13 protein-coding genes and 1 pseudogene are annotated in these 13,551 nt (G+C 47.0%); 7 read left to right on the plus strand and 7 right to left on the minus strand.

Annotated features, from left to right (window positions below):
* Nucleotides 1-343: 343 nt before the first annotated feature.
* Nucleotides 344-1,762, minus strand: a complete 1,419-nt coding sequence (locus BUB94_RS12940) for a Na+/H+ antiporter NhaC family protein (protein ID WP_073237726.1) — start codon at nucleotides 1,760-1,762, stop codon at nucleotides 344-346.
* Between the two features lie 92 nt (nucleotides 1,763-1,854).
* Nucleotides 1,855-2,760 (minus strand): MBL fold metallo-hydrolase, encoded by a 906-nt coding sequence (locus tag BUB94_RS12945; RefSeq protein WP_073237729.1) that lies wholly within the window; start codon nucleotides 2,758-2,760, stop codon nucleotides 1,855-1,857.
* A 132-nt stretch (nucleotides 2,761-2,892) separates the two neighbouring features.
* Here BUB94_RS12945 and BUB94_RS17230 point away from each other — a divergent pair, with 132 nt between their 5' ends.
* The 5 genes from BUB94_RS17230 to BUB94_RS12970 all read left to right on the plus strand — a co-directional run bounded on the left by BUB94_RS17230 (nucleotide 2,893) and on the right by BUB94_RS12970 (nucleotide 6,569).
* Nucleotides 2,893-4,458, plus strand: coding sequence for a sialate O-acetylesterase (locus BUB94_RS17230; protein WP_254793736.1), 1,566 nt, complete (start codon nucleotides 2,893-2,895; stop codon nucleotides 4,456-4,458).
* A 113-nt stretch (nucleotides 4,459-4,571) separates the two neighbouring features.
* Nucleotides 4,572-5,159, plus strand: a complete 588-nt coding sequence (locus BUB94_RS12955; protein WP_158535551.1) for a fibrobacter succinogenes major paralogous domain-containing protein — start codon at nucleotides 4,572-4,574, stop codon at nucleotides 5,157-5,159.
* Nucleotides 5,159-5,770 (plus strand): DUF1349 domain-containing protein, encoded by a 612-nt coding sequence (locus BUB94_RS12960; protein WP_073161243.1) that lies wholly within the window; start codon nucleotides 5,159-5,161, stop codon nucleotides 5,768-5,770. The genes BUB94_RS12955 and BUB94_RS12960 overlap by 1 nt, the downstream gene beginning before the upstream one ends.
* Before the next feature lie 272 nt (nucleotides 5,771-6,042).
* On the plus strand, nucleotides 6,043-6,357 hold the full coding sequence (locus BUB94_RS12965; protein WP_199505716.1) for a BrnT family toxin: 315 nt from the start codon (nucleotides 6,043-6,045) through the stop codon (nucleotides 6,355-6,357).
* Nucleotides 6,354-6,569, plus strand: coding sequence for a BrnA antitoxin family protein (locus BUB94_RS12970; RefSeq protein WP_073161241.1), 216 nt, complete (start codon nucleotides 6,354-6,356; stop codon nucleotides 6,567-6,569). Before BUB94_RS12965 ends, BUB94_RS12970 begins: the two co-directional genes overlap by 4 nt.
* A 3-nt stretch (nucleotides 6,570-6,572) precedes the next feature.
* Here the strand turns inward: BUB94_RS12970 and BUB94_RS12975 are convergent, their stop codons facing one another.
* The 5 genes and pseudogenes from BUB94_RS12975 to BUB94_RS17520 all read right to left on the minus strand — a co-directional run.
* On the minus strand, nucleotides 6,573-7,862 hold the full coding sequence (locus tag BUB94_RS12975; protein WP_073161240.1) for a DUF763 domain-containing protein: 1,290 nt from the start codon (nucleotides 7,860-7,862) through the stop codon (nucleotides 6,573-6,575).
* Between the two features lie 41 nt (nucleotides 7,863-7,903).
* The gene (locus tag BUB94_RS12980; protein WP_073161239.1) at nucleotides 7,904-8,911 is read right to left on the minus strand and encodes a virulence RhuM family protein; all 1,008 of its coding nucleotides are present in this window, start codon (nucleotides 8,909-8,911) and stop codon (nucleotides 7,904-7,906) included.
* 286 nt (nucleotides 8,912-9,197) lie between these two features.
* Nucleotides 9,198-9,848, minus strand: coding sequence for a S41 family peptidase (locus BUB94_RS12985; RefSeq protein WP_073237738.1), 651 nt, complete (start codon nucleotides 9,846-9,848; stop codon nucleotides 9,198-9,200).
* A gap of 21 nt (nucleotides 9,849-9,869) precedes the next feature.
* The gene (locus tag BUB94_RS12990) at nucleotides 9,870-10,529 is read right to left on the minus strand and encodes a hypothetical protein (RefSeq protein WP_073237741.1); all 660 of its coding nucleotides are present in this window, start codon (nucleotides 10,527-10,529) and stop codon (nucleotides 9,870-9,872) included.
* 640 nt (nucleotides 10,530-11,169) lie between these two features.
* Nucleotides 11,170-11,274 (minus strand): annotated as a pseudogene (locus tag BUB94_RS17520) (DUF763 domain-containing protein); the annotation flags it as partial.
* 238 nt (nucleotides 11,275-11,512) lie between these two features.
* On the opposite strand from BUB94_RS17520, the gene BUB94_RS13000 reads away from it, so the two are divergent.
* Both BUB94_RS13000 and BUB94_RS13005 read left to right on the plus strand, forming a co-directional pair.
* A complete protein-coding gene (locus BUB94_RS13000; protein ID WP_346348721.1) occupies nucleotides 11,513-12,343 on the plus strand; it encodes a TIGR02147 family protein in 831 nt (276 codons plus the stop codon).
* Nucleotides 12,340-13,518, plus strand: coding sequence for a hypothetical protein (locus tag BUB94_RS13005; RefSeq protein WP_073237744.1), 1,179 nt, complete (start codon nucleotides 12,340-12,342; stop codon nucleotides 13,516-13,518). The genes BUB94_RS13000 and BUB94_RS13005 overlap by 4 nt, the downstream gene beginning before the upstream one ends.
* Nucleotides 13,519-13,551: the final 33 nt, after the last annotated feature.

Consider the following 13,551-nt stretch of genomic DNA (forward strand, 5'->3'; position numbering starts at 1 on the left):
GTTTTTGGGGTTACTAAAAAGGATAAAAAATAGATAGTAGTAACCTGTGCACCTTGTAAAATAGCTCGTGAATGTGGTTCTCATTTTGAATAAACTAAAATTGGGGTTACTAAATCGTATTAAAACGCTTGTTTAGTAACCTATTTTTGAAAAAAGTCCCAAAAAAAACGGTCGGCGCCGAAGGGCCGACTCGTTTCTATCTCAGCAGGTCCCGCAGGCCCCGCGTTCCGGTTAACATCCGGTCTATGTCTATAATATACGGCAGAATGTTCGTGGACGCAAGGGGGAGTGCTGCAAATCGCTATTCCAATGTGGAATTGCCAGGATCGCGCGAAAAGCGGCCTTAGACATTCTTCTTTCTCTTGGGGGAGATGGCGATAAAGGCCAGCACACTGATCAAGAGCAGGAAGGGATAGAACATGTAGGGGATGATGTCGAAGGCGCTGACGTTCACCGCTTCGACACCGTTGACCACTGCTTCGACACCGTTGACCACTGCGCCGGCTGCGGTATTTGCGGTTGCTGCCGATGCGATGGCGGAAAGGGCTACCAGCATCTGGGCACCGTAGGGGAGCAGACCTTGCAAAATGCATCCGAAAATGTCCAGGAGGGAGGCGGTCTTTTGCGGGGAGATTCTGTATTCGTCGCTCATCTGCTTGGCGATGGGAGCCGCCATGACGATGGCTACGGTGTTGTTGGCAGTGGCTACGTCCATGGCGCTTACCAGAAGGCCGACGCCCAGCTGACCGCTTCTATGGCCCTTGAAAACCTTGTGGATGAAATCCAGCAGAGCGGCGAATCCGCCGTGAATGCGAATAAGTCCGCAGAGGGCGCTGACCAAAACGGCTACCATGATGGTTTCGTACATGCCGGAAATTCCATTGCCGATGTGGGAGAGAAGTCCGACAAAGTTGAGCTCGCCGCTACCTACCATAACGACGGCGGCCGCTACGATACCCACCAGCAAGACCATGAAGACGTTGATGCCGACCAGAGCCAAAGCCAGTACCAAAACGTAGGGCATCAGCTGGATCAGCTTGTAGTCGGCGCTTACTACTTCGTGGGCGTCGGTGGCGAAGGAGATGGCTGTAATAATCACGATGGCTGCCAAGGCGGCAGGCAAGGCGATCCAGAAATTCACCTTGAACTTATCCTTCATCTTGCAGCCCTGTGTGGAGGTGGCTGCGATGGTGGTGTCAGAAATAAAGCTCAAGTTATCGCCGAACATGGCGCCGCCAATGACAGATGCCACGCAGAAGGGGATGCTGAATCCTGCGGCACCTGCCACTTCAATGGCGATTGGCGAAACCACCGCGATTGTGCCTACGGAAGTTCCCATGGCGGTAGAGACGAAGGCCGCCACTACGAACAAGACCACCACCGCAAACTGGGACGGAATAAAATCCAATAGCAAGTAGGCTGCCGCACTGGCGCTGGAACGCCCCAGAATTCCAGCGAAGATACCGGCGCACAGGAACACCAGAATCATGAGGAAAATGTTGCGGTCACCTAAAGCGCCTGCCATCACGTTCATCTTCTTGTCAAAATTCAACTTGCGGTTCTGAATGCAAGCCACAAAAATGGCAATGAGGAACGCTGCTACAATGGGAATGTTGTAGAATCCCATGGGGACCTTCAGGACGTATTCAAAGGTGATGCCAAGTCCAAGATAAAGCACTAGGAAGATGGCGATCGGCAAAAGGGCCTTGGGATTGCCCTTGATGTTTTCAAGATGGTCGAGGGAAATACTTTCGTTTTTCATGTTCAATAAGATAGTATTGTTTTTGATTATTTGTTTAAAATCGTCATCCTGAACGTAGTGAAGGATCCATATCCTTGAGTGTAGCCGAAAGGCTAAATTTCTATTTCCAAGCCCGTGTACATTTGCTCTGCGCGGTCTCCGAGAACGCCCTTTAAAATTTCGTAGGCGCGATCGCCAGTGCAGTGGCCTGTATAAATTTTCTGGACATCGAGGGCGCGGAGGCGTTCTGCAAATTCACGGACTTTAGAATCCGGCGTCTTGTATAAATGGAAACCGCCCAGGATGGCGTAAATCTTTTTGTTGGGGAAGGCCAGCTGGATTTCCTTGACGATGTTGTCGGCACCGCCGTGGCTGCAGCTGTTCATGATGAACAGGCCCTGAGGAGTGTCGAAGACAAGGCTCTGTTCGTGATTGAAACTGTCGGGAATGTATTTGCCGTTCAGCTTGATGGAAAGGCCGTTGCGGGCGGCGATTGCGGCGCGGCTTTCTGCGCTGAATATTGTGTCGTTGTGACCTACCAGAAAAACGCCCGGCAGGATTTCCGTGGGACTACTCGCGGCTTCGCGAGAGGAACTGCCTACAAACTTGATGCGTTCGCTGTAGCGCTTGAGCCATCCGCGGTGTATGCCGATATATTTCTGATAGGAAAACAGCTTGAGGAATTTATGCCTGCTGTAGCAGTTTTCGCCGGCACCTTCCCGCAGGTAAAAACAGGCGTGGTCATTTGCCTTGAAAAAATCTTCCATGCCACCGGCGTGGTCATAATGGGCGTGGCTTAGAACGCCTGCGTCAACGGTGCTTAAATCTACTCCCAGTGCAGTTGCGTTTTCTGCAAAGTTTGCTGACGCTCCGGTATCCAAAAGAATTCGATGACCATTGAATTCAATGAATGCGGAGAGTCCCCATTCCGGCGTCAATGCGTCGCAGGAACAGACTTCGGTTTTGGCACCTGGATTTCCCGAAAATTTACGATTGTCTATAAGAACTGAAATTTTCATCCTGCACAATGATAAAAAATATGTCCCTTGAAAAAGTGCCGGACCTCGTGGATAATTTGTCCAGGAGAAGTTCCATATATATGGGCTTTTTTGTGGCGCAAAAGGGTATCTTAAGATTGTATGGGTACCAATATGAAAAAAATGATTTTGTCCTTGGCTGCGGCGGCCACTTTGGCGAGCGCTGCACCCGATCCGAATTTCCACATCTACATTGCCTTTGGCCAGTCCAATATGGCGGGTGCCGCAGGCGCTGCAGAACCAGAAACAAAGCCTTATCCACGATTTAAACTTTTGCCTTCTATGGATTGCCCCGCAAAGGGTCGCACCATGGGTGTCTGGACCGATGCAACTTCCCAGTTGGCAAACTGCGATAATCCTCCCAGTATTTCTGTTGCAGATTATTTTGGCCGCACCTTGGTGGATTCCTTGCCCGATGTAACCGTTGGCATTATTTCAGTTGCTGTGGGTGGTACTGCACTCAAGTTGTTCGATAAGGACAACTGGCAGGCTTATCTCGAAGATCCTGATCGTCAAAAGGAAAACTGGATTATTAACTGGGCCAAGGCTTACGATAGCAATTTGTACAAGCGAATTATAGACCTTGCAAAGATTGCCCAGAAGGATGGTGTCATCAAGGGTATCATTGTTCACCAGGGTGAATCGGACTGGAACAATAACCATTGGGCCGAAGACCTCAAGAAAATTCGTGACGACATGCTGACCGATCTTGGACTCAGTTCCGATACGGTGCCGCTGCTGGCTGGCGAAATGCGTGAAGATGGCTGCTGCAGGGGCTTTAGCACAAGTCAGGTGCAGCGCATTACCAAGGTGATGGATAATGCCTGGCCCGTTTCTTCATCTGGTCTTGGAAGCGCTGGCGATAGCTATCATTTTAACCGCGACGGTTACATTGAATTTGGCAAGCGTTACGCTAAGGTGATGCTGGAACATATGAACCGTGCTCCTGTTGAACCTGTGCCTCAGCAGCCGTTTCACGGTGTGGCGGCGACTATTCCCGGAAGAATCCAGGCGGAAGATTTTGACATTCCCGGCGTAGGTTCCGGTAACGATTCCTACAAGGATAACGATTCTGAAAATCACGGCGACAGCGGTTACCGCAAGGATACTGGCGTTGACCTTTATAAGAAAGGCGACAAGGTTGTGGTGGGCTACAACCAGGAAGGGGAATGGCTGGAATACACGGTGAAGGTTGCAGAAACCGGCAAGTACGATGTATTTGCTTCCGTAGCTTCCGCCAACAATACTTCCAGTTTCAAGCTTTCCATGGATGGCAAGGACATTACGGAATCCATTGCGGTCCCCAAGAATGAGGGCAAAGACAACTACGACGATTTCAACAATGTTAACGCGGCCAGTGGCGTGAATCTCAGCGAAGGTGAACATGTCTTGCGATTCACGGTAACGGGAAGCTGGATGGATATTGATTATATTACGTTCGCTGTATCCGGTGACCCCATCACTCCTCCTGATTCCAGTGTTGGAATTATCCGTAGCTATGCAATGAATGCTGCTTCCAAGAATTACCGAGTCTTTGATTTGATGGGCAAGGTCTTGGGAAGTGTCCGCGTGGATGGCGCCGCTTTTGAAACGAGCCTAAAGACTGCTGGGTATAACAAGGGCGTTTACCTGTTGCAATCTGCTGATGGAATTAGGCGAACGGTCCGATTGAATCGTTGATAAAAGCTCATGTTCCTGATGATTGAAGTCATGCCGATGAAAATCGGCATCGGCTTTTTTTATTTTAATATCTGATGATGAAATTTCGCTTTGGCATATTTGTATTCCTTCTGATGAGTTTGCAAGTATTTGCACAGGACGTCTTGAAGGATTCCCGCGATAATCAGGAATACAGGACGGTAAAAATTGGCTCCCAGATTTGGATGGCGGAGAACCTGAGTTTTGCCGCGGAAGAAAGTTGGTGCTATACCCGCTTTGGTTATGATTGTAGAAAGTACGGCAGATTTTATAACTGGGATGTGGCGAAGAACGTCTGCCCCGCCGGTTGGCACCTGCCTACTGCCGAGGAGTTCGATCTACTATTTGAATCGGTAGGTGGCCGCGATTCTGCCGCAGTCAAGTTGAAATCCGCTGAAGGCTGGAGCCATTACGGCAACGGTTCCGACGAGTACGGCTTTAACGCAACGCCCTCGGGTTTCCGTGATTACCGCGGGCGCTTCGATCGTCAGACGTTGTATGCTTATTTGTGGAGTGCGACGGAAGAGGGTGTGTCGCAGGATGGCACAAACTTGCAGGATGGTGATGCCGCGCCCAGCAAAAAAGCAATCGGCGTCCACATGATGGCTGGCCGCAAGGATGTTTCCGTCTACCCTTATGCAAAGAACTTCGGACTATCCGTTCGCTGTGTGAAGGATGAATAATGAAAATTAATGCCAAGGATTGGTTCTGGACTCGGGCTCCGAAAAAATTTATCATTACCGACGATTCCGTCGAAATCGTTACGGAACCGCACACGGATTTATGGCAGAGAACGTATTATCATTTCCGTAATGACAACGCTCCGGTTCTTCAAATAAAGACAGCGGAAAAGTTCTTTTCCTTTGTGGTTAAAACTTCGTTTGAAAGCAAGCGTCGCTTTGATCAGTGCGGCGTGGCCATGTATCTGGATAGCGAAAACTGGTTGAAGGCTTCCATCGAATACGAGAATGAAAAGTTTCAGCATCTTGGAAGTGTTGCTACCAACATGGGATATTCGGACTGGGCTACAACTGCGATCCGTGCCGATATCAAGTCCATGTGGTATCGCTTCAGCCGTCGCGAAAATGATTTCTGCATTGAATGTTCCGAAGACGGCTCCAACTTCACGCAAATGAGAATTTGCCACATGTGGAAGGCAACCGATGAAATTCAGTTTGGCATTTACGCTTGCAGTCCCGAGGATTCTTCCTTCAAGGCGACCTTTACGGATATGGAATTGACGGAATGCAAATGGCTTGCCCACGACGGACAAGCCCCTGACGAAAAAATCTAGAACGCTCCTTAAACCGTTCTTCCGCCCCACTCTTGGGAGTGGGATCTTTTTTTATATCTCCCCTAAAGGGGATCATGCGCACTAAGGAATAAATTCCTAAGTGCTGTCCGTCCTCGACAAGGGCACAAGAGATCAATCTCAAAGGGAAATGCGTTCTTCAGGAAAAAAGTGAAAATACTCAGAATTGAGTTAAATGCGTCCGCAATCGCATTGCAGGCACTTGCGTTTATTTTTGAATGTAATTATATTGTAGTTATACATCGAGGTCTATTATGGAAATAGATTTCGAGTGGGATGAAAAGAAGAATGAGATAAATCGGAAAAAGCATGGCGTATCTTTTGAAGAAGCCAAGAGTTGCTTTGAAGATGATCATGCTAGAGTTTTCTTTGATGTAGAACATTCAAAAGATGAAGATCGTTCTATTCTTATAGGATTGTCTTCTGAACTAAGAACCTTGATTGTTGTCTATACGGAACGTGTTAATGGTGATGATGATTTGATTGTCAATCGCATCATTAGTGCCCGGAAAGCGACGAAGAAAGAGTTTCAGTATTATTGGAATGCGCGTAAAGGAGATGAACCATGAAGAAAGAGTATGATTTTGAAAAAATGAAGGCTGTAAGAAATCCTTATGCGGCTGCATTAAAAAAACAAATTACCATTCGGTTGAATTCTTCAACCATTGAGTATTTCAAGAAAATGTCAAAGGATCAGGGCATTCCTTATCAGACTTTGATTGATTCTTATTTGACAGATTGTGCTGTCAAAAAGAGAAAGATTTCAATTGAATGGAAATAGGCCTTAAACCGTTCTTCCGCCCCACTCTTGCGAGTGGGATTTTTCATGCTCCAGAGTTTTATCGAAGTCGGCGAGGGGTTCGCAGTCTTTTTCGATGGCCAGCTGGGTGGCGTGAAGGCGGTTGAGGCAATCCATTTTATCTCGATCGCCGATTTTCGCCTTTTCAATAGCGCCTTTCAGAACGCGAATGGATTCGTCGTAAACGCGGGTGGGAACAGGGAAGGGGTGCCCATCCTTGCCACCGTGGGCGAAGGAATAGCGGGCAGGGTCCCTAAAGCGGGAAGGAGTTCCGTTAATCACTTCGCTGACGAGAGTGAGGGATTGCAAAGTGCGGGGGCCAAGTCCCGGTGTTAACAGCAGACTTTCAAAATCCTTGGGGTCGGATTCGTAGGCGGTTGCAAGTACGCCCCCAAGGCGCTTCAGGTCCACATCTTCTGCGCGGACTTCATGGCGGTTGGGCATAATGCAATCCCGGGAAGAATTTGCGATAATGGGATCTCGGGAACCGAGGCGGACCGGCGTACCATCCGGCGCGACAATGGGCGCAAATAAATCCATCTGTGGCGACACCACCATAGAAGAGCTAGGGGTTACCATCTGACGAATTTCGCGCATCATCCTGTCGGGATTTTCGTGAGTCAGTTCCAGAATGGAGTTGCGGGTAATGCCTGCTTCCTGATGAGTCAAGTTCAGAATCTGCCCGCGGTTTTCGCCTACCACGCCTGCGTGGGGTTCTTCTACAAAAGAACGCAAGTTAGAAGAACACCAGTGGTAACGTCTTGCAGCCCGGGCGTCCGTATTCATGCCCTGCTGAACCACCGCCCAGTCGCCCTCATCCGTCACGATAAAATTATGCTGATAAAGCTGGAATCCGTCTTGCACCGCGGTGTTGTCCACCTTGGCGCAAAGACAGCTGGTGCGCTTCAGGTAATTCCCGTCCACGCCGGTCTGGTCTGCAATCTGCAGCAGTTCCGTAGGAGTCTCCCGCGAAAACTTTCCGCGACCGCCGCACACATAAATCCCAAGGTCCCTTGCAATAGGGTTCAGCCCACGCTTCAGGGCATACATCACGCTGGTGGTAATTCCCGAGGAATGCCAGTCCATGCCCATGACCGCCCCGAAGGACTGAAACCACAGCGGGTCACTTAGGCGAACCAGAAATTCCTTCTTGCCGTAATTCTCCACAATGGATTCGGCAATGAGTCTGCCCAAATCACGCATACGGTCTGCGAGCCAACGGGGAACAGTCCCCGTATGCAAAGGCAAGTCTGCAACACCAGTACGCTTAGGCATGATAAGTTATTGAGGTTTGGGTTGTGTGCTGCTAAAGTTTCCTATGCTTTATAAGAGGCAATCTTTTCGCGAAGTTCCAAAAAGTTGTCAAAGTCGCTTTTCAGATTTGCAAGTTCCTTTCGCTTGAAGAGCTTGTATTCGCGTTCAGCTTTTTCCATGGCATCTTCGTGAGAAATCTTACCATTGCCCTCGAGTAATTTTCTCTGGCTCATGACAATCTGGTTGTCCAGGGCGTCTATCCAGTCCTGCATGCGCATTTGCTTTTCGTCAAGGGCCTGCAATTCTGCAAAATCCAGGAACTGAGAAACCATCAGGTTCAAACGTTGTAATTCTTTTTCAGATAAATAATTCTTGGCGATTTTTACATCTTCTTCGGTAACGTAATTTCCCTTGAAGTTAGTCATGCCGACAAACGGTTTTTCGCTATCCACACGTTCGTAAATCAGTTCTGCGGCTGTATGCTCGTGAACGGCATAGTGCAATTTGTTCTGCACGGTTGCAAAAAAATCCAGCGTGATCTTTTTACGGGGATCATAGTCTACGGCGGTGGCGTAAATGTCTGTCACCTGCTGATAAAAATTTCGTTCAGAGGAACGGATGTCGCGAATGCGCTGGAGTAGTTCCTTGAAATAGCGGTTGCGGCCATTTTTCAATCGTTCGTCATCTAGCGCAAAACCCTTTTGGATAAATTCGTGCAGACGCGTTGTGGCCCATGTCCTGAAGCGAGTCGCCACTGGAGATTGCACGCGGTAACCGATGGCAATGATGATATCGAGATTGTAGTGTGCAATTTCGCGTTGAACATTCCGCTTGCCTTCTTGCCGAACTAACAAGAAATCCTTGTGAGTTGACTCGCGAGGCAATTCGCCGTCCTTATAAATATTGTCGATATGGAGACTAACGTTTTGTTGCGTCGTCTCGTAGAGTTCCGCAAGCTGGACCTGAGTCACCCAGACATCTTCATCGGCAAAACGGACAGAGACGTTTGTCTTGCCATTTTCATCTTTGTACAGCAATATGGAATTGTCTTCAGGACGGACTTCTTTCATATATACAAATGTACACTAAAGAAGGGGCTGTGTCAAGCCAATTGACTTTGTTTACCCTCAATGTTTAAATCCAACCCAAATGTTGCCCCAAGTTTACGTTTAGACGGTTTTGGGAGAATTTGCGCTTGAACTGACCCTTGATGCCACCTCTCCACAGGACTACGGTTATTCCGTCCGTTGCGTCCGCAACTAACCCGACGAAACTGTATGAAAAGAGCTAAGCCAAGAAGCCTAGCTCTTTTTGTGTTGAGAACGCTATTCCCGCTGGAAATAATCTCTCGGGGAATTAAAACTTTACGGAGTGCTTAGTCTCTTTTTTCACAATTTCGCCGTTGATGTTGCGATAGTGTTGCGTTTGAGTTCTATTTGCTGCTGGCCTAGTTATATCGCTTCTGTTGTTTTTAGGTGCGTCTTTTGGGGCCTTTTCGATGTATACGCCATCTAAATTGTCCGCAGAAGTTGATTCCTCCGTCTGGAGTACCGATCCTTTCTTTAGGACTGCCAGGAGTTCCTTGTCATTTTCCGTAGAGGAAGCAAAGGCCTTGACTTCGTGGGTGCTGAATTGTTCTTTTCCGTCGTACCAGTCTTCAATGTTTTTCAGTGGCTTGACGGTAATTTGAATGCGAGAGAGAACTGTAGAGTAGGTTTCACCGTTATTGACATAGGTCACTTCAATGGGCTTGTTCTTGGGACCGCGAAGCATAAGTTTTGCTTCTTCGCTGGATTTTCCCTTTAAGGAAATTCCATCAATGGCTATAATCCGGTCGCTGACCTGGAGATTGCTTTCTGCTGCAGGTGTATTGGGAATAATGTCAACTATTTTGATGCCGTCATTCTCTTTTTGAAACGAAATGCCGATGCCGCCAAAACTTTCGGATGCGACAGCTACGCCAATTGCGAAAAAAAAGGTGGCAATTATTTTACTTACATTGATCATTTATCCTCCTAAAAAATGGTGTTAAAACTTTACTGAATACTTGGAGTCGTTTTTTGAAAATTTGCCTTGGGCGTCACGATTGTGATGCAAAATAACCTTAGCTGTTTTTTTATGACTGTTGGCTGGTAGGGAAGATGGCGTGGACGATAGAGAGTATTCTCCGTAAACGAGCGCCTTTTGCTGTGTTGTTTCTCCTACGTAACAGGTGTCGTTCAGTAGAGCGCCGTAATTTTTAATATCAATGATGTCACCTGGCGTAACGGATATTTTACTGGGAATAAAGACAAGGTCCGGCTTAAATCGCCTTACCATTGTTGAATCGTTGCCTTTGGGCAAGGTTAGCTTGCTATTCTTCAGTTTTACAGCCTTTACGGTTGTGACTTTGTGATCAACGATTCCTATTATAGGAACAGATGTAGTTGTGTTGTTCATATCATGTACACGATCATACTTTTCGTATACAGAGTCTATCATTCCACTTACATTTACTGTGAAACTCAGTTGTGTAAAGGACGAATCTTTTAGATAACTGAATGCTTCATTGAATGTTTTTTCGTCAACTATTGCGAAACCTGCATGACTAATGACTTCGCAGATTGTAATATCGGTATTCCTGATAGATTCGGCCTGCGCAATAGTATGTGTGAGAAGAATAAGGACAACTGAAAGAAGATTTTTCATAATAGATGACATGTTTGATTTTCGTGAAAAGATAACAAATTGTCTAACGCTTTTGAAGCATCATGAATAAAACAATCATTTTTTAAGTTGTATGTAATTAAAAATGTTTTTATATTTGCGCGCCAAACGATGTTTTTTGTTGTTGAATAAGAAAAAAATAGTTTGTATTCAATGACCATTAGGAGGTGAATTAATGAAAAAAGTTTATTTTATGATATTCGACTTGCGGACTTTTCTTCGGCAAGTTCCTTTTCACGTTGTTTAAGTTTCCGTTCCAATTCACGATTCTTTGTCGCGAGTTCTTCAATGGAGACCCTCTTGAGGCGGCGTTCTTCCTCGTAAGATGGCGAATTGTTCTGCCTTCGGTAATCCTGGACCCACCTGCACACGGTATTTGCTGTGACACCAATATCCTTGGCAATCTTGGTCGCGGACTTTTCCAGAAAGTCCTACGCCTCGGTCATAAAAACATGTAAACATGTTTTTGCGACACTCGGTTTGGAAATCATTTAACAATGAATATGAAAGCATGATTTATCCTCTTATTAAATCACGCCATGGTCCAAAAATATATTTTCAATAGAGTCCACATTTCTTGTTGAGGGACCTTATGAACCTTGCTCGTGGAATTTTCGCAATAGCCCTGCTGAACCACCGCCCAGTCGCCTTCATCGGTCACAATGAAATTATGCTGGTAAAGCTGGAACCCATCCTGTACGGCAGTGTTGTCCACCTTGGCGCAGAGGCAGGTCTGCTACACCAGTACGTTTGGGCATTTCTCATAGGTACTCAAATTTAAAACGGCTTGTCAAACTCAAAAGGGCATTGAGCTTGCCTTGAACACCTATATGGTGAATACTGTTGTATAGTAAAACTTTAATTTTTTGTATAGAAGCTATAAAAAGCGTGAATTTTGTGTAAAAAGATTAATTTTGTATAATTTTTTTATTGACGAGGTAAAATAACGAAGTTAATTTATCGTCATGCTGAAATCCATAATTGAATACGAGGACTACCGTCAGTACATGCAGGACTTCTACGAAGACCGCAAAAGGACCGGCGCTTTCACCTGGCGGGAATTTGCCAAGCGGGCTGGTTTCAGTTCGCCGAATTTCATCAAGCTGGTGTGCGAAGGTAAGAGCGGTCTTTCTCCCCTCAGTGTGGAGCGTGTGGCATCCGTCATGGGTTTCGTAGGGATTGAACGTGTGTACTTCCGTTCCCTGGTGATGTTCAGCCAAGCCAAGAAGGATTCCGATAAAAAGAATGCCTACAAGGAAATGTGCGATATCGCTGGAGCCCATAGGGTGCGCCTGCTGGAAGGGGAGGCTTACGCATTTTATGAATCCTGGAAAAATACCGTGATCCGGGAACTGGCTCCCATGATGCCAGGGGCGAAGCCTTTGGAAATGGCCAAAATGTGCATACCGTCCATCACAGCCGCCGAGGTTAGCGAGACTTTGAGTTTCCTGGTTAAAGCGGGGTTCTTGGAGAAGGATGGGGAAGGTTATCGCCAGACCAACAAGTCTGTGGCAGCATCGGCTGCGGCCCTACCTATGCTGGTGCGCTCCATGCATAAGCAAATGAGTGACTTTGCCAAGGAGTCCATGGACAAGGTCTCTGTTGAAGAACGCAATATTTCGGGTGTCACCGTGGGTATCGACCGAGAGGACTACGAAAAAATTGTTGGTGAAATAGAGGAATTGCGGAGAAAGGTGGTGGCCATTGCCACCGAGAAGAATTCTGCTGAACAGGTCTATCATTTGAACCTGCAGTTTTTTCCGCTGACCCGCAATACAATAGGAGGTGAAAAATGAAGAAGTATATCTATGGCGCTCTGTTGTCTATGCTCTGTGCCTGTTCCAGCGAAAAAGTGGCGGGTGGATCCGCCGAACTTCCAAATGCCGATAAGTATTCCTTTGTGGAGATGGATGATGCTGAAAAGGAGTATTTTGAAGGAGACGCGGATTCGTTCCCCTGCATTAGGCATGATGGTCCGGAATACGAAGTCCTTTATAATTTTGTAAGTCGCGTGGGTTCTTGTGAGGTCCGCAATTTTAGCGATGGGGAGTATAAGGAAGTTCTCCAGATTGAAATTCACGGGCAGGATTATAGTGACAAGTCTATGCAACTTGTGAAAAAGGATAAGAATTGGTTTGTTGTGGAGCGAATCTACGAATTGGAATCTGGAGGCTCTTTGGACACGACCTCGGGATATCATGAGGAATTCGGCAAGGATTGCGAAACCAGGCATGGTCAATTCCATGAACAGGAACATGCCTGCATTTTGAAGCTGGACATGATAGATACGGCCGCTGTATGGAACGCCTATCGCAAGCAGTATGTGGATGGATGTCGTTCGTTCCAGGAGAGTTACGAAGCGGGTATGGATACCCTGGTGGGTGTGTATGGTTTTAGTTTGGGCGATTTGAAGGTGTGCTTTGTTGGAAGTCCGGCTGACGTGTTTCCCCATAAGCGACTGGAGTTTATTGAAGTTCCTGGTCTCAACAACTATTGGCTGGACTACCATAACGCCGGTATAGGTCGAGGCGAGTTGCAGTTTTCCGTATCCGTAAACTTTCTGTATACAGAGAATGAAGAATTTGTGAATGATGTGAAAAATCCGGAATTGGTCTACCTCGGTGTCAGTGTATACGAGACCATGGAGTTGTTCGAGGATCATTGCCAGCGGGATAGTCTTTTCTTCCAGGAAAAATGCGAAGGGATTGGTGGCGAGATGGTGTCTGAAGGGGATTGCTCTGTAGCCAGGGCAACTGAAACTTTCGCCAAATCCGAAGACTTCTTCATGAATTATGAGTGTGCGGGTGTGGTGCCTGTAGCAAAGGCGGAAAAGATTCTTAATAATCTGGCCCAGGAATTTGCAGGAGTTTGCCGGGAGGAGCTGAAGAGGTTCAACATGGAGGATTATCCCGAAGGAATAATGCTTGATTCGTTGAACAGCTTCAATTTTGCAGAATATTTGACGAAGTAGCATTGCGCTTCATTGAATCTGCGGGATCACTTT

Source organism: Fibrobacter sp. UWH9 (genome assembly GCF_900129715.1).
Classification (GTDB): domain Bacteria; phylum Fibrobacterota; class Fibrobacteria; order Fibrobacterales; family Fibrobacteraceae; genus Fibrobacter.